This window comes from Hoeflea sp. TYP-13 (assembly GCF_040932035.1).
Lineage (GTDB): Bacteria > Pseudomonadota > Alphaproteobacteria > Rhizobiales > Rhizobiaceae > Hoeflea_A.
In genome coordinates this window covers 37,452-53,017 of record NZ_JBFRBB010000002.1, presented here as the reverse complement: position 1 = coordinate 53,017, position 15,566 = coordinate 37,452, and the positions used below count along the sequence as shown (strand labels likewise).

The 15,566-nt window shown below is 57.7% G+C and carries 16 protein-coding genes; 6 read left to right on the top strand and 10 right to left on the bottom strand.

Annotated elements, in window-relative coordinates; all coding sequences use genetic code 11:
• The first annotated feature begins 74 nt into the window (after nucleotides 1-74).
• The 6 genes from ABVT35_RS10490 to ABVT35_RS10465 all read left to right on the top strand — a co-directional run bounded on the left by ABVT35_RS10490 (nucleotide 75) and on the right by ABVT35_RS10465 (nucleotide 6,719).
• Nucleotides 75-2,195 (top strand): 3-hydroxyacyl-CoA dehydrogenase NAD-binding domain-containing protein, encoded by a 2,121-nt coding sequence (locus ABVT35_RS10490; RefSeq protein WP_368466363.1) that lies wholly within the window; start codon nucleotides 75-77, stop codon nucleotides 2,193-2,195.
• A 21-nt stretch (nucleotides 2,196-2,216) separates the two neighbouring features.
• Nucleotides 2,217-3,398, top strand: a complete 1,182-nt coding sequence (locus tag ABVT35_RS10485; RefSeq protein WP_368466362.1) for an acetyl-CoA C-acyltransferase — start codon at nucleotides 2,217-2,219, stop codon at nucleotides 3,396-3,398.
• A 14-nt stretch (nucleotides 3,399-3,412) separates the two neighbouring features.
• Nucleotides 3,413-4,609 carry an acyl-CoA dehydrogenase family protein gene (locus tag ABVT35_RS10480; RefSeq protein ID WP_368466361.1) on the top strand — a complete coding sequence of 399 codons (1,197 nt, stop codon included), beginning with the start codon at nucleotides 3,413-3,415 and terminating at the stop codon, nucleotides 4,607-4,609.
• A 9-nt stretch (nucleotides 4,610-4,618) separates the two neighbouring features.
• Nucleotides 4,619-5,758 (top strand): acyl-CoA dehydrogenase family protein, encoded by a 1,140-nt coding sequence (locus tag ABVT35_RS10475; protein ID WP_368466360.1) that lies wholly within the window; start codon nucleotides 4,619-4,621, stop codon nucleotides 5,756-5,758.
• A 52-nt stretch (nucleotides 5,759-5,810) separates the two neighbouring features.
• Nucleotides 5,811-6,212, top strand: a complete 402-nt coding sequence (locus ABVT35_RS10470) for a PaaI family thioesterase (protein WP_368467842.1) — start codon at nucleotides 5,811-5,813, stop codon at nucleotides 6,210-6,212.
• 90 nt (nucleotides 6,213-6,302) lie between these two features.
• A complete protein-coding gene (locus ABVT35_RS10465; protein ID WP_368466359.1) occupies nucleotides 6,303-6,719 on the top strand; it encodes a DUF4864 domain-containing protein in 417 nt (138 codons plus the stop codon).
• A 54-nt stretch (nucleotides 6,720-6,773) separates the two neighbouring features.
• Here the strand turns inward: ABVT35_RS10465 and ABVT35_RS10460 are convergent, their stop codons facing one another.
• The 10 genes from ABVT35_RS10460 to rplQ all read right to left on the bottom strand — a co-directional run bounded on the left by ABVT35_RS10460 (nucleotide 6,774) and on the right by rplQ (nucleotide 15,558).
• Complete coding sequence (locus ABVT35_RS10460; RefSeq protein ID WP_368466358.1) at nucleotides 6,774-7,391, bottom strand: ceramidase domain-containing protein; 618 nt, start codon at nucleotides 7,389-7,391, stop codon at nucleotides 6,774-6,776.
• A 63-nt stretch (nucleotides 7,392-7,454) separates the two neighbouring features.
• On the bottom strand, nucleotides 7,455-8,153 hold the full coding sequence (locus tag ABVT35_RS10455; RefSeq protein WP_368466357.1) for an SDR family NAD(P)-dependent oxidoreductase: 699 nt from the start codon (nucleotides 8,151-8,153) through the stop codon (nucleotides 7,455-7,457).
• Between the two features lie 102 nt (nucleotides 8,154-8,255).
• Nucleotides 8,256-9,038, bottom strand: a complete 783-nt coding sequence (locus tag ABVT35_RS10450; RefSeq protein ID WP_368466356.1) for an ATP12 family chaperone protein — start codon at nucleotides 9,036-9,038, stop codon at nucleotides 8,256-8,258.
• Nucleotides 9,023-9,712 carry an HAD-IA family hydrolase gene (locus tag ABVT35_RS10445; protein ID WP_368466355.1) on the bottom strand — a complete coding sequence of 230 codons (690 nt, stop codon included), beginning with the start codon at nucleotides 9,710-9,712 and terminating at the stop codon, nucleotides 9,023-9,025. The genes ABVT35_RS10450 and ABVT35_RS10445 overlap by 16 nt, the downstream gene beginning before the upstream one ends.
• On the bottom strand, nucleotides 9,709-10,695 hold the full coding sequence (locus tag ABVT35_RS10440) for an RluA family pseudouridine synthase (RefSeq protein WP_368466354.1): 987 nt from the start codon (nucleotides 10,693-10,695) through the stop codon (nucleotides 9,709-9,711). Before ABVT35_RS10440 ends, ABVT35_RS10445 begins: the two co-directional genes overlap by 4 nt.
• 19 nt (nucleotides 10,696-10,714) lie before the next feature.
• A complete protein-coding gene (crcB, locus tag ABVT35_RS10435; RefSeq protein WP_368466353.1) occupies nucleotides 10,715-11,092 on the bottom strand; it encodes a fluoride efflux transporter CrcB in 378 nt (125 codons plus the stop codon).
• 55 nt (nucleotides 11,093-11,147) lie between these two features.
• Nucleotides 11,148-12,176: a 2-dehydropantoate 2-reductase gene (locus tag ABVT35_RS10430; RefSeq protein WP_368466352.1), complete on the bottom strand. Its 1,029-nt coding sequence runs from the start codon at nucleotides 12,174-12,176 to the stop codon at nucleotides 11,148-11,150.
• A complete protein-coding gene (locus ABVT35_RS10425) occupies nucleotides 12,166-13,485 on the bottom strand; it encodes a replication-associated recombination protein A (protein ID WP_368466351.1) in 1,320 nt (439 codons plus the stop codon). Before ABVT35_RS10425 ends, ABVT35_RS10430 begins: the two co-directional genes overlap by 11 nt.
• On the bottom strand, nucleotides 13,485-14,966 hold the full coding sequence (locus ABVT35_RS10420) for a DegQ family serine endoprotease (RefSeq protein ID WP_368466350.1): 1,482 nt from the start codon (nucleotides 14,964-14,966) through the stop codon (nucleotides 13,485-13,487). The genes ABVT35_RS10425 and ABVT35_RS10420 overlap by 1 nt, the downstream gene beginning before the upstream one ends.
• A 163-nt stretch (nucleotides 14,967-15,129) precedes the next feature.
• Nucleotides 15,130-15,558 carry a 50S ribosomal protein L17 gene (gene rplQ / locus ABVT35_RS10415; protein WP_368466349.1) on the bottom strand — a complete coding sequence of 143 codons (429 nt, stop codon included), beginning with the start codon at nucleotides 15,556-15,558 and terminating at the stop codon, nucleotides 15,130-15,132.
• Nucleotides 15,559-15,566 lie beyond the last annotated feature (8 nt).

The window sequence follows — 15,566 nt, the reverse complement described above, 5'->3', positions numbered from 1 at the left end:
CCGACAGGGCGCCGGATATCCGAGTGAAACTACGAACACCCAAGCCCCTCCCGTATGTATGTCTGGTGAATAAAATGACCGAAGCTGTTTCTTATGAAGTCCTGTCCGATGATGCCGGCTCCATTGCCGTCATTGCCATCGATAACCCACCGGTCAATGCCGCCAGCCACGCCGTCCGTGACGGCCTGATGAAGGCTGCGGAAAATTTTGCCGCCGACACCTCAACGGAGGTCGCTGTGCTTGTCGGCAAGGGCCGTACATTTATAGCCGGCGCGGATATAAAAGAATTCGGCAAACCGATGCAGGAGCCTGGTTTGCCGGATGTGGTCAATTTCATCGAAAGCCTGGACAAGCCGGTGGTCTGTGCAATCCACGGAACCGCACTCGGCGGCGGGCTGGAAACCGCCCTCTCCTGCCATTATCGCGTGGCGCTCAAATCCGCCCGTGTGGGCCTTCCGGAAGTTCATCTGGGATTGTTGCCAGGTGCCGGCGGAACCCAGCGCCTGCCGCGCCTTGCCGGCATTGAAGCGGCGGCGGAAATGATCACATCGGGCCGGCACGTTGCCGCTCCAGAAGCGCTTAAACTGGGTATCATCGACGCCGTCGACGAAGGAGACGATCCGCTGGAGGCCGGCCTTTCATTTGCCCGCAAGGTGCTCAATGAAGGTCTTCCGGTCCGCCGCACCAGCGAACAGAACGACAAGGTCGAAGCGGTACGGGGCAACACTGCACTGTTTGACAGCCTCCGCGCCACAGTCAAAAAGAAAGCCAAGGGACAGCTTTCACCCCAGCTCTGTCTTGAAGCCGTGATCGCGTCGGCTGAATTGCCTTTTGTCGAAGGCGTCAAACGTGAACGCGAACTGTTCGTGGAACTGATGAATTCGCCGCAACGCGAAGCGCTCATTCATGTGTTCTTTGCAGACCGGGAAGTCGGCAAGGTTCCGGAGCTGAAGACCGGCACGGCACGCCCGCTCAACAGCGCTGCCGTCATCGGCGGCGGCACCATGGGATCCGGCATCACGGTTTCAATGCTGTTTGCCGGCATGCCGGTTACCATGATCGAACAGGACGAGAAAGGTGCCGCACGCGGTAGGCAGAATGTCGAACGCATTCTCGATGACGGTGTCAGGCGCGGAAAATTCGACCAGTCGCATCGCGATCATCTTGCCAACAACCTGTATTCGGTCAGTGCGGATATCTCATCCATTGGCGATGCGGATATCGTGATCGAGGCCGCGTTCGAGAATATGGACGTGAAAAAGGAACTGTTCGGCAAAATCGACAGGCACGCCAAACAAGGCGCAGTTCTGGCCAGCAACACGTCCTACCTCAACATCAATGAAATTGCCTCCGCGACGGAGCGGCCGGCGGATGTGCTTGGGCTGCATTTTTTCTCACCTGCTCATGTGATGCGGCTTCTTGAAATTGTCGTTGCGGACAAGACAGATGATGATGTCACTGCTACCGGCTTCGCGCTGGCAAAGAAGCTCAAAAAGGTCGGCGTGCGCGCCGGCGTCTGTGATGGCTTTATCGGCAACCGTATCCTCGAGCGGTATCTGTCGCTCGCTTCTTTCCTCGTGGAAGACGGAACGAGCCCCTACGACATCGACAAGGCTGTATTGAAATTCGGCTATCCGATGGGCCCCAACCAGATGGGTGACCTGGCCGGTCTCGACATTGGCTACGCCAACCGCAAACGCAAGCGCGAGGAAGGCTGGAAAGGCCGCTACGCAGCCGACTATATGGACCGCATTACCGAGCTCGGCCGTTACGGTCAGAAAACCGGCCGCGGCTTCTACATCTATGAAGACGGCAGCCGTGTCGGCAAGGAAGACCCGGAAGTGCTCGAGATTATCGACCAGGTCCGCAGCGAAAAGGGGATCGACCCAAAGCCGCTCGACGGGGATGCAATCATGCGCCGGTACATGGCCGCCATGATCAACGAGGGTGCCCGCGTCGTTGAGGAAGGCATCGCGCTTCGACCGCTCGATGTCGATATCACCATGCTCTATGGCTACGGCTTTCCCCGTTGGCGCGGCGGTCCGCTGAAATATGCGGACATGATCGGCCTCGACAAGGTTCTCGATGACATCCGCAGCTTCGAAAGCGAAGCGCCCGATTTTTGGAAGCCGGCGCAATTGCTTGTCGACCTTGTGGAGCGTGGCGAAAACTTCGACAGCCTGAATAAAAAATAGAATTTTCAAGGACATAGAAAAATGCGTGAAGCTGTAATCGTATCGACCGCTCGCACCGCCATAACTAAAGCCTTTCGAGGCGGCTTGAACATGACCCATGGCGCCGAATTTGGCGGCGCCGCCGCCAGCGAAGCGGTCCGGCGGTCGGGTGTTGATCCTGAGCTCATTGAGGACGCGGTTATCGGCTGTGGCCTTCCAGAGGGTGCGACCGGCGGCAATATTGCCCGCCAGATTGCCATCCGCTCCGGCCTGCCGGTCACGACGTCCGGCATGACGGTAAACCGGTTCTGCTCATCCGGCCTGCAGGCCGTCGCCCTCGCCTCGCACGCGATCACCCAGCAGGGCTCGCCGGCAATGCTGGCGGGTGGTCTTGAGTCGATCACGCTGGCTCAGGGAAACGCCAATACGCACATGGCGCAGAGCCCCTGGATCCTTGAGCACAAGCCAGCGATCTACCTTCCGATGATCGACACGGCCGATATTGTTGCGGCCCGTTACGGCATCAGCCGTCTGGCGCAGGATGAATATGCACTGTCATCCCAGCAGCGAACGGCAGCGGCGCAGGAAGCCGGCCGCTATTCCGACGAGATCACTCCATTTTCGACCGTCATGGCGGTCAAGGACAAGGAAACGGGCGAGATTTCAAAGCATGAAGTCACCATTAAGCGCGACGAGTGCAATCGCCCCTCGACAACGCTTGAAGGTCTCCAGGGGTTGGAGCCGGTGCGCGGACCCGATCAGTACATCACCGCCGGCAACGCATCGCAATTGTCAGATGGCGCATCGGCCTGCGTGCTGATGGAAGCGACTGAAGCCGAGAAGCGCAATATCGACCCGATGGGCGCGTTCAGGGGATTTGTGGTTGCCGGCTGCGAACCCGATGAAATGGGTATCGGGCCGGTCTTTGCGGTTCCACGCCTGCTGGAGCGCGCCGGATTGACAATGGACGATATCGGCCTTTGGGAACTCAATGAAGCCTTTGCAAGTCAGGTGCTCTATTGCCGCGACAAGCTGGGCATTCCCAATGACATCCTCAACGTAAACGGCGGCTCCATCTCCATCGGTCACCCCTATGGCATGACCGGTGCCCGGCAGGTGGGACACGTCATGTATGAAGGCAAACGCCGCGGCGTAAAATATGTCGTCGTGACCATGTGCATCGGCGGCGGTCAGGGTGCTGCCGGCCTGTTTGAAATCTACTGAAGCGAGATGAGATCATGGATCTGAACTACACGGACGAAGAGCTCGCCTTTCGCGACGAGGTTCGGGATTTTCTGAAATCCGAACTGCCGGCATCGATCTCCGACAAGGTCAAATCGGGTAAGCGTCTGACCAAGGACGACATGGACACCTGGCACGCTATCCTGAACAAGCGCGGCTGGCTGGCTGAATCCTGGCCTGTTGAATATGGCGGCACCGGCTGGAACGCTATCCAGCAACAAATATTCGATGACGAGACCTGCGCCGCAGGCGCGCCGCGAATCGTGCCCTTCGGACTGAAGATGCTGGCACCAGTGCTGATGAAATACGGATCGGACGAGCAGAAGCGCTACTACCTGCCACGTATCCTGGACGGTTCCGACTGGTGGTGCCAGGGCTATTCTGAGCCCGGTGCGGGTTCGGATCTCGCCTCGCTCAAGACGAAGGCCGTGCGTGAAGGCGACCATTACATCGTCAATGGTCAGAAAACCTGGACGACACTCGGTCAATACGCCAACAAGATATTCTGCCTCGTGCGCACCTCGACGGAAGGCAAGCCGCAGGAAGGCATTTCCTTCCTTCTGATCGACATGGACACGCCCGGCATCACCGTGCGGCCGATCATCCTTCTTGAAGGCACCCATGAGGTCAACGAAGTCTTTTTCGATGATGTGAAGGTGCCGGCCGAAAACCTGGTCGGCGAGGAAAACAAGGGCTGGACCTACGCCAAGTATCTCCTCACGCACGAGCGCACCAACATTGCCAATGTTGGTGCCAACAAGGTCTCGCTTGCGCACCTGAAACATATCGGAAGGGAGCAGAAGGTTCGCGGCCGCCCGCTTATCGAAGATCCGGTCTTTTCTTCGCGCCTTGCGCAGATCGAGATGGAACTCGATGCGATGGCGACAACCAATCTGCGGCTGTTGTCGTCACCCGACAGCGTTGCCAATGCCGGCCCGATGAGTTCCATGCTGAAAATCAAGGGTACTGAAATCCGTCAGGCGCTCAACGATCTGACACGCCGTGCGCTTGGCCCCTACGCCATGCCCTTCGTGTCTGAAGCGCTTGATACGGGTTACAATGAAGAACCCATCGGGCCCGATTATGCGGCCCCGGTCTCGCAGGAATATTTCAACAATCGGAAGATCACCATCTATGGCGGCTCCAATGAGATTCAGCGCGGCATTATCACCAAAATGATGATGGGACTGTGAGGCAGCAAAATGGATTTTAATCACACGGAAGACAGGACCATGCTCAAGGACATGGTCGCCCGCTTTATTGCCGACAACTACCCGTTGGAGGAACGCAACAGGGCCGCTGAAAGCACGGAAGGCTTCTCACGGGACCTTTGGGCCCAGTTTGCCGAACTCGGATTGATCGGTGCGCTCTTTTCGGAAGAAGACGGCGGTTTTGGCGGCGCGGGTTTCGACATCAATGTTCTGTTCGAAGAACTCGGGCGCGGCCTGGTGGTCGAGCCGTTCCTGGCGAGCGCCGTTCTTGGTGGCAGCGTGCTGGCACAACTCGGCAATGAAGAGCAAAAGGCCATTATTGCGGACGTCATCGCAGGCAAGACATTGCTTGCCCTTGCCCATGGCGAACCGAACGGGCGTTACGATCTTGCCTATGTCGAGACATCGGCCCAACAGGATGGCGACGGTTGGGTCCTCAATGGCAGCAAGGCAGTCGTGTTAAACGGCGACAGTGCGGACTATCTGATCGTTACGGCAAGGGTGTCCGGCGGCACATGGGACGAGGATGGCATTTCCGCCTTTCTTGTGCCCGGTACGACAGATGGCGTCGAGATCCGGGGCTACCCGACAATCGACGGTCAGCATGCCGCCGAGGTGGTCCTGAACAATGTCAGGCTGGAGGCCCCGGCCCTGCTTGGCGAATCAGGCAACGCCTATCCCGCGATCGAGACGGCCACGGCACGCGCAAATGTAGCACTTGTGTCGGAAGCCGTAGGCCTGATGGAGGTCTGCCGGGACATGACGCTTGAATATTTGCGCACGCGAAAACAGTTCGGCGTGCCGATCGGAAAATTTCAGGCGCTCCAGCATCGCATGGCGACAGTTTTGACCGAGATCGAACAGGCCAGGTCCGCCGCCATCAATGCCGCTGGCCGACTGGATCTTGAACGGAGCGAACGCGAAAAAGCGATCTCATCCGCCAAAGCGCTTGCCGGCCGCATCGGTCGTCTGGTGGCCGAAGAGGCCATTCAAATGCATGGCGGGATAGCAATGACCTGGGAATACGGACTCGGCCATTTTGCCAAGCGGTTGATTATGATCGATCACCAGTTCGGCGATGTCGATTTCCATACCGCGCGCTTTGTCGATTTTTCCCGTAACGCCGCGTAAATGAAGGCGTTCCGCGCTCTGCGGGGCGTCTAAATCATTGTATATATAAGTGATGAAAATAATCCGGGACCACACCGGCGCTCAGGCCAATATCGGTTATGTCGTCGAAATCGACGACGGTAAAGCGCGTGTCTATCTCGATATTGATCACCGCCATATCAACCGCGGTGACAGCCTTCATGGCGGCATCATGGCGACATTGCTCGATGCTGCTGCCGGCTATGCTGTCAGCTTATCTGTTGATGGTAATACTTTAGTCTATACTTCCACAGTATCCCTCACCGTGAACTACCAATCACGTGTTCGTGATGGACGGGTTGTGGCGACCGCGAGGGTAACCGGAGGTGGAAAAAAGATCGTTTTCGTGAACGCCGAATTGGTCGCAGACGACGGTACCACGGTGGCTACAGCGACCGGCACCTTCAAACTGTTCACAAATAGTGATAAAATCTAACGAATCTGTTCAGTAAAACGTGAGTGTGTGTGAGCTTTTCACCCCTGATGCGGGACCCTAACTAATGGGTCAAGGAAGGAGGATGAAACCATGCGTATACTCGGTTTATCCATCATGGTCGGCTTGCTGATGGCCACGTCCTCTATGGCAGATGACGATTTGGCTACAGCAAGGGGTATAGTAGAACAGCAGATCACCGCGTTCCTACAGGATGATGTAGATACGGCGTATTCTTTTGCCTCGCCAGGCGTCAAGAATCTGTATCCGGAGCCTCAGCGCTTCTTTGACATGGTCAAGCGAAACTATCAGCCGGTTTACCGGCCTGGAAACTACGCATTTGGCCGTGCACTCAGCGACACAGAAGGCAACACCATTGCCCTGGAACTGCTGATAACGGGTCCTAAGGGTAAGGATTGGCGTGCGATCTATGTTCTCAAAAGACAGGATGACGGAGATTTCCAGATTTCCGGCGTACGCCTGTTGAAACTGAAAATTCCCGCTATTTGACGGGATCCACATAGGGAGAAACAGCCAGCCGGGTCAGCAAGCCTCGGCTGGCTTTTATTGTGGCACGATACCCTCGTGCCTTCTGTGATAGATCATGGTGAGCCGATAAAGGACGACCGCGTTCAGCATGTGCCAGATGAAATGGGTGCCTATCGGAAATGTTTTGCAGACCGGCTCATCGGCAATTCTAAAGCCGATTGAGGCCAGAAAAATACCGGCTGTTATCAGCAGGCCAACGGCGACCCTCCGGTCGCGGCCGAGCATCAGGAAACCGACAATGAAGATCGTCAACAGCGCCGGGACATAGCCGGCCGACGAACCGACCATGGGGGCGATCAGCGGCACCACGGCTATGCTGGCCGGCACGAATGCCAGCGAAATCACCGCGCCGGCCCATATCGGCAATCCAAGGAAATGGCGTAGGGCCAGATACAGATAGGCAAGGATGAAGACGAGTATCGGCACGCTGTCGGCGATCGCGGCCCAACGGGTCGCAAAGGTATGAAACAGGAATGACCCGATGCCGATGATGCCTATCCAGATGCCGAGGAACAGGACCGCCGCAGACCGGTGCGTGCTGTTTCGCCAGGCGAGCGCGACAAAAACAGCCGCGAGGATGAATGCAAAATTGGTGACAGCATTGACTGGTTCGGCCCAAAAGGCCGGTCCCAACCGTTCACAGTAATTGTCGACCTGTTCGTTTATAGCAGGTGCCTCGCTCTGGATCGGCCCACCCTAGAACGATTCGACCCAGGGCCGCAGCGTCAATTCGTTGGACCAGGCGGACCGGTCCTGATTGATCAGGCCCAGATAGCTCCGCGCAATGGCATCCGGATCCAGCATGGAATCCGGGTTGTCAGGCGCTTCGGACCGTCCGGGATTTCTTATACCGCCGTCGATGTTGATCCAGCCGACGTGAATGCCTTTTGGGTGGAGTTCACGTGCCATCGACTGGGCCAAACCGCGTTGTGCGAATTTGCCCATGGCAAACGGGGCCGAATGGGGAAATCCCTTCACGCCAGCCGAGGCTCCCGTAAAGAGGATCGTTCCAAGTACACCGTTTTGGGCAGACTGCCCGAGCATCATTTTCGCAGCCGCCTGACCGACCAGAAACGCACCGTACGCGGTTACTTCCATCGCGTGTTTCACGGCCACCGGATCGAGATCTGTGATTGGGCCGCGCTGCCGGGCAGATGGATTGTAGATCGCGACGCTCAACCTTCCGGCAAGCGATGAAAAGAGTGCGTTCACGTCCTCGGTTTTTGCCGCGTCGCACTTTATCGACGTAGTATTTGTCTCTTTCGCCAGCGCCTCAATTTTTGCGATGTTCCTTGCGGCCAGCACAATGTCGTAGCCCTCTTGATGAAGAAGGCGTGCCAGCGAGGCGGACAGCCCATCGCCAACCCCCACAATCAACGCTGTTTGCCCGGCCATCTGCGATCCTCCTGATAAATCTGCCACACGGATTGCATGGCCAAATCCTAACTAGGAGACTGCAGCATAATTGCCAGTGGTGAAGCGCCGAAAAATAGGCTGTCAGGAAAGCGCCTTCAGCGCCTGATCGGCTGCAAGCATTTCGCCCCAACGATAAGTCCGGCGCGCCTTTGCCTCCGCGTCCTCGCCCCACTGCTCGATATTCCAGTCCTCATCGACGTGGGCGGCTGACCACGCATCCGCTACGGTCAATTCTTCTTTGGCAATGGCAATCGACAACAATGCGGAGCCAGTGAGTGTCGTGAAGCTGTGCAGGCTTGCAAGGGCGATCGGGCTGGTAAATGCAGCGACATGGATGCCGATCGCGTTGATCGCCTCCTTTGGCTGCTCAACATGCATGACACCCTCCGCAAGCAGGAACCTTGCCCCAAGGGACGCATGCGCCCAGTCGATAACCGGATCCCAGATCTCCGTCTGGCGGTCGACGAGGCGCTGCGGACCATCGGCGCGGTAACAAAGAAGATCCGTGCCGGCAAATCGAAGGATGTCCTCAATGACCGCCTGCGGATCGTTCGCGATACCATCGAGCGATGTATTTACCAGCCGTGTGACCGGCATTGTGACCGGATCGATTTCCTTCGTCTGCGCATCCCACTCCTTGCAAACCAGCTCGGCAAGATCGCGCGTTGGCAGTTGTAGCACCTGCCTGGCCGGTGTGCGGATCGTCCTGCCGTCGAGTTGGATGCTGAAACCTCCCTCGACCTCGCCAATTTCGGCGCGCTCATAAAATCGTTTGGGAAGTTCCTTTTTCGATTTGATCTGGGCACGGCGAACCGGATCGGTATCGCTCAACATATCACCAAGATCGTTCAGGATGTCGCGCATGGTTCTTGTCCTTCCTGCGCCAGAGCACCGATAATGGGCATGAGTTCCGCCGGTTCTTCAACGATATGGTGGGCACCGGCTTCCTGCAGCGTCTCCTTATCGCAATACCCCCAGGTCACGCCCGCCGCGGTTGCGCCTGCGTTGCGGGCCATCTGCATGTCATAAACCGCATCGCCTATGACAATGGTCCGTGACGGATCGACACCCGCCTCGGCGCAGCATTCCATAACCATGGCGGGGTGTGGTTTGGACGGACACTCGTCGGCCGTACGGGTGGAGATGATAGCAGAACCGAGATCATGTTTTGCAAGCAGGTTGTTCAGACCGCGGCGTGATTTTCCCGTGACAACGCCAATCAGTATTTCGTCCACCTGCCGCAAGGCGTCCAGCAACTCCCAGACACCGTCATAAAACGGCTCGTGGCAGTCCTGCGCCGAGCGCATCAGTTGGCTGTGATGCCTGTAGCGGTTGGCCATGTGATTTATCTGTTCGTCTATCTCGCGCTCAAGCATGCGGGCGATGGCGATCTCAAGCGACAAGCCGATAACGGATTTCGTCTGCACCAGGTCGGGCGTTTGAAATCCCGCCTCATCGAAGGTCCTTTCCATGCTGGAATGGATGATTGCGGCACTGTCAACGAGTGTGCCGTCGCAATCGAACAGAACGAGCTTCATTCGTCTGAATCCTTGTCAAAACCAAGAAGGTTCCAGCTTTGAACCATATGGGGCGGCAGTGGGGCCGTGACCACAATGTTGGAGCGGCCGTCGGGATGCGGAATGGAAATCCGGCGCGCATGAAGATGCAGACGTTTTTGCATACCGCCGGGAAAATCCCAGTTGTGGTCCGCCTCGAAATATTTCGGATCGCCGATGATCGGGCAGCCGATATGGGCCGCATGGACGCGCAGCTGGTGGGTGCGGCCGGTATAGGGTTCCATTTCCAGCCAGGACAGGTTCTGCCCGGCCTGCTCGATAATCCTGTAGTGCGAGATCGCATGGTCGGAATCGGGTTCGCCATGCTTGCAGACCCGCATGCGGTCGCCGTCAGGCATCTGTTCCTTGACCAGCCAGGTGGAAATACGGCCTTCACGCTTGGGTGGAACGCCCTTGACCAGAGCCCAGTACGTCTTCTTGGTGTCGCGCTCACGGAATGCAGCCGTCAATGCCTGCGCCGCCCCTCTTGTGCGCGCCACGACCAGAACACCGGACGTATCGCGGTCGAGGCGATGGACCAGGCGCGGCTTTTCGCCCTTTTTGTTGCGCCAGGCATCGAGCATCTTGTCGACATGGCGCGAGAGGCCCGAGCCTCCCTGCACGGCCAACCCAGCCGGCTTGTTGAAGACGAAGACCTTTGGATCTTCGTAGAGAAGCATCTTGGAAAGGAATTCGCTATCCGCGCCACTTGAGCGATAGGAGGTGTCCCCGGCCTGCTCGGCGGTATCCTTCGCGTCGGTTCCGAGCGGGGGAATGCGAATGACCTGACCGGGTTGCACGCGGGTGTCGTGTTTGGCCCTGCCGCCGTCCACGCGGATCTGCCCCGAACGCAGGAGCTTCTGCAGTTTGCCGAAACCCAATCCCGGAAAATGTGACTTGAACCAGCGGTCAAGGCGCATACCGGATTCGTCAAGGTCAACTTTGCGCTGTTCAACGCCTGCCATCAGTTAATCTTTCAATCAGTCAGGTCAGCGCCTTTGCCAGCGCCAGTCCCGCAAAAAGCGCGGCTATCGAAAGCACAACGCTCGACACCGCATATATTGTTGCCGTAACGCCGGCTCCACGTTCCCAAAGCAGGGCGACATCCAGCGAGAAGGCGGAAAATGTCGTAAAGCCACCGAGCAAGCCCGTGGCGATCAGGAGCCGCAGTTCCTGCGATCCGCCAAGACGCCGCAAAAGCAACTCGATGAAAATGCCCATGGCAAACGAACCGAAGACATTCACGGTCAGCGTTCCCCAGGGAAAATTCGGACCAAGCATTCTCAGCGTTGCGAGGTTAACGAGATGCCGCAGCGATGCACCAACGGCCCCGCCCAGCGCAACAATGAGTATATGTGCCATAAAACAGCGTTTAGTCGCTTTTTAACGCTCAGAAAAGGTCGAAACAGAAATAATCTCAGTCGACTTCGCTCTCGACCAGTTCAAGGAGATCGGCACCCGATGTGCGAGGCGACCGCCCATCCTTGAACGCCTGTTTGACCAGCGATATGACTTTGCGGTTCACAGGGGCATCCGTACCCACTTCGGCGGCAAGCCTCGCGACGGCGCCATTGAGGTAATCTATCTCAGGCGCGCGGCCGTTTTGAAGATCATCCCACATCGATGAACGCGCGCTGGGATCCATCGCCAGCATGGACCGGGCGACGCGCATAAACAGCCAATCCGGCAGTCGCAGGATATGGGGAATGAGCCAGGGCCGTACCTTGCCGATCGGCGCCGGCCTGATCCCGGCTTTTGATGTTGCTTCGAGGGCCTCACTTACCATTTCAGCAAGAACGGCCCTGTATGAGCGGTCGGACAGTTGCTCAACGAGCGGCACGTTCGACAATACATTGAGCGCATTGTTGAGGTTCAAGAGCAACTTGCCCCACAACACTTCGGGCATATCGGTACGGGTTTGAGCCTCTGTACCAGTACGCATGAGAAAGGTCACAAGGCGGCGCGTTTCCTCGCTATCGGCAAGGAGAATTTCGCCCTCGGTTGCCTTATGAAACCGGCCATCGCCGAGCGAAAGAACGTTGAAGGCAACCATGCCGGCAAGCACAACCTCTTCGCCGAGGCTGGAGGCAAGCGTCGTCGCGTTTTCGACGCCGTTCTGCAGCGAAATAATCTTCGCACTCGGTTTTTTGTGAGCGGCGATATCGACCGCGGCTTCGGCCGTGTCCTGTGATTTGACGCAAAGCAGGATCAACTCGCAGCCGGACAGGATCGAAGGGTCGGACGAAGTCTCGATCTTGTCTGCCGGCACCAACACGTCCGAACCGTCGAACCGGGTCAGTGTCAGTCCGTGTTTCCCAAGCGTGTTGACGGCGCGCTCTCGGCCGAAATAGCGCACGGTCGCTCCGGCGGCCTGCAGCATGCCGCCGACATAACAGCCGATTGCTCCAGCTCCAAAAACCGCTATCGGACCGAAATCAGCCGCCATCTCCCTGCCTTTCGGCGCGCAGTTTGGTCCAGTAATCCAAACGTTTCTTTAACTCGCGTTCGAATCCCCGTTCCGGCGGATCGTAAAATTGTCTGCGGCCCATTTTTTCCGGAAAATAGTCCTGTCCGGAAAATGCATCGGGCGCATCGTGGTCGTATTGATAGCCCTTGCCGTAGCCTTCGCCCTTCATGAGCTTGGTCGGGGCATTCAGAATGTGTTTCGGCGGCAGCAACGAACCATTGTCCTTGGCTGCACGGGTGGCCTCCTTGTAGGCGGTGTAGACGGCATTGGATTTTGGTGCGGTGGCCAGGTAGACACATGCCTGAGCCAGAGCCAACTCACCCTCGGGCGAGCCCAGATAGTTATAGGCATCCTTGGCGGCGTTCGCGATCACCAGCGCCTGCGGATCGGCAAGGCCGATGTCTTCGGACGCCATGCGCACGAAACGCCGCCCCAGATAGAGCGGATCTTCACCGGCATCGAACATGCGGCACAGATAGTAGAGCGCCGCATCTGGATCAGACCCGCGCACGGACTTATGCAGCGCCGATATGAGATTGTAGTGACCGTCCTGACCCTTATCGTATACCGGCGCGCGCCGCTGGACGACAATCTGCACGCCGTCGGCATCGAAGATCTCGCCTTCGCGCGCGGCGCGCCAGACCTCTTCGGCCAGGGTCAAAACTGCGCGCCCGTCGCCGTCGGCCATGCGCAGGAGGCTTTGACGCGCATCTTCGTCAACGGGCAGAGCCCTACCCTCAGCACCTTCGGCACGGCTCAGCAACAGCCTCAGGCTCTCTTCATCGTGGGGCTTGAATGTCAGGACCCGGGCGCGCGACAGAAGCGCAGCGTTGAGTTCAAATGAGGGGTTCTCGGTGGTCGCCCCGACAAGGATAACGGTGCCGTCCTCCATGACAGGCAGAAAGCTGTCCTGCTGCGCCTTGTTGAAGCGGTGGATTTCGTCAACAAGGAGCAAAGTCTGTTTTCCCGACATGCGCCGGGCACGGGCGGCTTCAAACACCTTTTTCAGATCCGCAACGCCGGAAAATATTGCCGAGATCTGTTCGAAGGCCAGGTCCGTCTCACCGGCGAGAAGACGGGCGACGGTCGTCTTGCCCGTTCCCGGCGGACCCCAGAAGATCATCGAACCCAATGTACCGGTAGCAATCATCCGGCTCAGGATGCCGTCCTCGCCGGTCAGATGCTCCTGACCGCATACCTGCGCCAGATTATGCGGCCTCAGGCGGTCCGCAAGCGGGCGCGCCTTCTGCGCAGCCTCATCCGCGACGGCAGCGAACAAATCGGCCATCAGCGAACCATTTGCCGTAGTCGACGGCCGTTTCGATTGATTTCGAAGCGCCAGAAGCCGGGATCGCCCTCGACAATACTCACCACATCGCTTGCGCTGGATATTGCTTCGCCATTGATGGCGACGACAATATCCCGTGGCCTGATGCCGTAGCGGCTGGCCGGCGAACCGCGCTGAACATCAAGGACGATCACACCCGAAACATCGCCACGCAGCCGCAGCTCTTCGGCAAGCTGTGGTTCGATATTTGTTATGAGCGCACCGGCAAACGGATTTCTGCCGGTAATGCGCACCTCCTCATCCGGTCTCCTTTGACGCGGCGGTGCCAGTCGGATGGAAACACTTTTGACCAAAGAACGCGAAACGACTTTCAGCTCGGCAATCTTGCCAACGCCGGTTGTCGCCAGGCGGTAACCAAGTGCATCCGGGTGCTGTACGGTCAGCCCGTTGAGACTGATCACCAAGTCTCCGACACGCAGTCCTCCCTTTTCGGCGGGTCCGCCTGAAACAACAGCGGTAACAATCGCACCAAAAGCCTGCTCCATGCCCAGCGCCTCGGCCATATCCGCAGTCACGGGGGAAAAGGATGCACCGATATAGGGCCGGCTGAACTTATCGTCACCGTTCTTTGCCGCCTCGACAACGGCGCGCACCATGTTTGCGGGAATCGCAAACCCTATGCCGTTGGAACCGCCGGAGCGTGAGAAGATCGCAGTGTTGATGCCGACCAGTTTTCCATTCATGTCGATCAAGGCGCCGCCGGAGTTGCCTGGATTGATTGCTGCGTCCGTCTGGATGAAAAATCCGAAATCCGAGACACCAACCCCATTTCGTGCAAGTGCGGAGACAATGCCGCTGGTCACCGTTTGTCCGACACCGAAAGGATTGCCTATGGCCAAAAGGATATCGCCGACTTCAAGACGGTCCGAATCGCTGTATTCCATCGCGGCGAAAGGTTCATCTCCGTCGATTTTAAGGATGGCAAGATCGACCCGCTCATCCTTCAGGAGAAGACGGCTTGTATATTCCTGGCCATTGGCGAAGGCGACCTTGATCTCATCGGCACCGTCAATGACGTGATTGTTGGTAACGATGATGCCGGAGGGATCGACGATGACACCGGACCCAAGGGAGGTCTGGCGCTGGGAGCGACCCGGTGTGCGCTGTCCGAAAAAGCGCTCGAAAAAAGGATCGCCCGCAAACGGCGAGCGCTGCCGCACCATGCGCTCCGCGTAGACATTGACCACGGCAGGAGCAGCAAGTTTGACAAGCGGCGCATAGGAATACTGCAGTGCGGCTTTCGATTGCGGCGCGATACGTTTGACCGCATCACCGTCGCTTTTCGACTTGCCCAGTATTTCCGAAATCACGCCCCTCATCCGGCTCTTGCCGGACGTATCCTGGGCACCTGATACCGGCAGCATCAGACCGATCGAAACTGCGATCAGCACCAACAATCCGGCCAATTTGTAACCGCGCATAAATGACCCTCCACACGAATCCGTATTCTACACAAATAGGGATGAATTACCGATCAAAAAGGTCTGGATGTGACACGATCGGAATTCCCGCAACGTGCGGAAATCTGAAACAAAAAAGGCCGGGCATAAAGCCCGGCCTCGAAAATCTGATATGTCGCAGTTCTTATGCTGCTTCGCTTTCGTCGCTGGCCTCGGCTTCGACGCGTGCAAGGTCTTTGGCGCCTTTGGCGTCAACGTCGCGGTCAACGAATTCAACAACGGCGAGCGGTGCATTGTCGCCTTTGCGGAAACCGGCCTTCATGATGCGGACATAGCCGCCATGGCGATCGGCGTAACGGGTGGCGATCGTGTCGAACAGCTTGCGAACCATTTCGACATCGCGGATCTTGGAGATCGCCTGACGGCGGGCATGCAGGTCACCCCGCTTGCCGAGGGTTACAAGTTTCTCGACGATCGGACGGATTTCCTTGGCCTTCGGCAAGGTTGTCACGATCTGTTCGTGCTCAATCAGGGACGCGGCCATATTGGCAAACATTGCCTTGCGATGGCTTGGTGTCCGGTTCAGCTTGCGGCCTGACTTACGGTGGCGCATGAGCCTTC

Bases quoted from the DNA above. Each gene is read 5' to 3' on its own strand.
- ABVT35_RS10490 (WP_368466363.1), top strand. From the start codon at position 75: ATGACCGAAGCTGTTTCTTATGAAGTCCTGTCCGATGATGCCGGCTCC.
- ABVT35_RS10485 (WP_368466362.1), top strand. From the start codon at position 2,217: ATGCGTGAAGCTGTAATCGTATCGACCGCTCGCACCGCCATAACTAAA.
- ABVT35_RS10480 (WP_368466361.1), top strand. From the start codon at position 3,413: ATGGATCTGAACTACACGGACGAAGAGCTCGCCTTTCGCGACGAGGTT.
- ABVT35_RS10475 (WP_368466360.1), top strand. From the start codon at position 4,619: ATGGATTTTAATCACACGGAAGACAGGACCATGCTCAAGGACATGGTC.
- ABVT35_RS10470 (WP_368467842.1), top strand. From the start codon at position 5,811: ATGAAAATAATCCGGGACCACACCGGCGCTCAGGCCAATATCGGTTAT.
- ABVT35_RS10465 (WP_368466359.1), top strand. From the start codon at position 6,303: ATGCGTATACTCGGTTTATCCATCATGGTCGGCTTGCTGATGGCCACG.
- ABVT35_RS10455 (WP_368466357.1), bottom strand. From the start codon at position 8,153: ATGGCCGGGCAAACAGCGTTGATTGTGGGGGTTGGCGATGGGCTGTCC.
- ABVT35_RS10450 (WP_368466356.1), bottom strand. From the start codon at position 9,038: ATGCGCGACATCCTGAACGATCTTGGTGATATGTTGAGCGATACCGAT.
- ABVT35_RS10445 (WP_368466355.1), bottom strand. From the start codon at position 9,712: ATGAAGCTCGTTCTGTTCGATTGCGACGGCACACTCGTTGACAGTGCC.
- ABVT35_RS10440 (WP_368466354.1), bottom strand. From the start codon at position 10,695: ATGGCAGGCGTTGAACAGCGCAAAGTTGACCTTGACGAATCCGGTATG.
- crcB (WP_368466353.1), bottom strand. From the start codon at position 11,092: ATGGCACATATACTCATTGTTGCGCTGGGCGGGGCCGTTGGTGCATCG.
- ABVT35_RS10430 (WP_368466352.1), bottom strand. From the start codon at position 12,176: ATGGCGGCTGATTTCGGTCCGATAGCGGTTTTTGGAGCTGGAGCAATC.
- ABVT35_RS10425 (WP_368466351.1), bottom strand. From the start codon at position 13,485: ATGGCCGATTTGTTCGCTGCCGTCGCGGATGAGGCTGCGCAGAAGGCG.
- ABVT35_RS10420 (WP_368466350.1), bottom strand. From the start codon at position 14,966: ATGCGCGGTTACAAATTGGCCGGATTGTTGGTGCTGATCGCAGTTTCG.
- rplQ (WP_368466349.1), bottom strand. From the start codon at position 15,558: ATGCGCCACCGTAAGTCAGGCCGCAAGCTGAACCGGACACCAAGCCAT.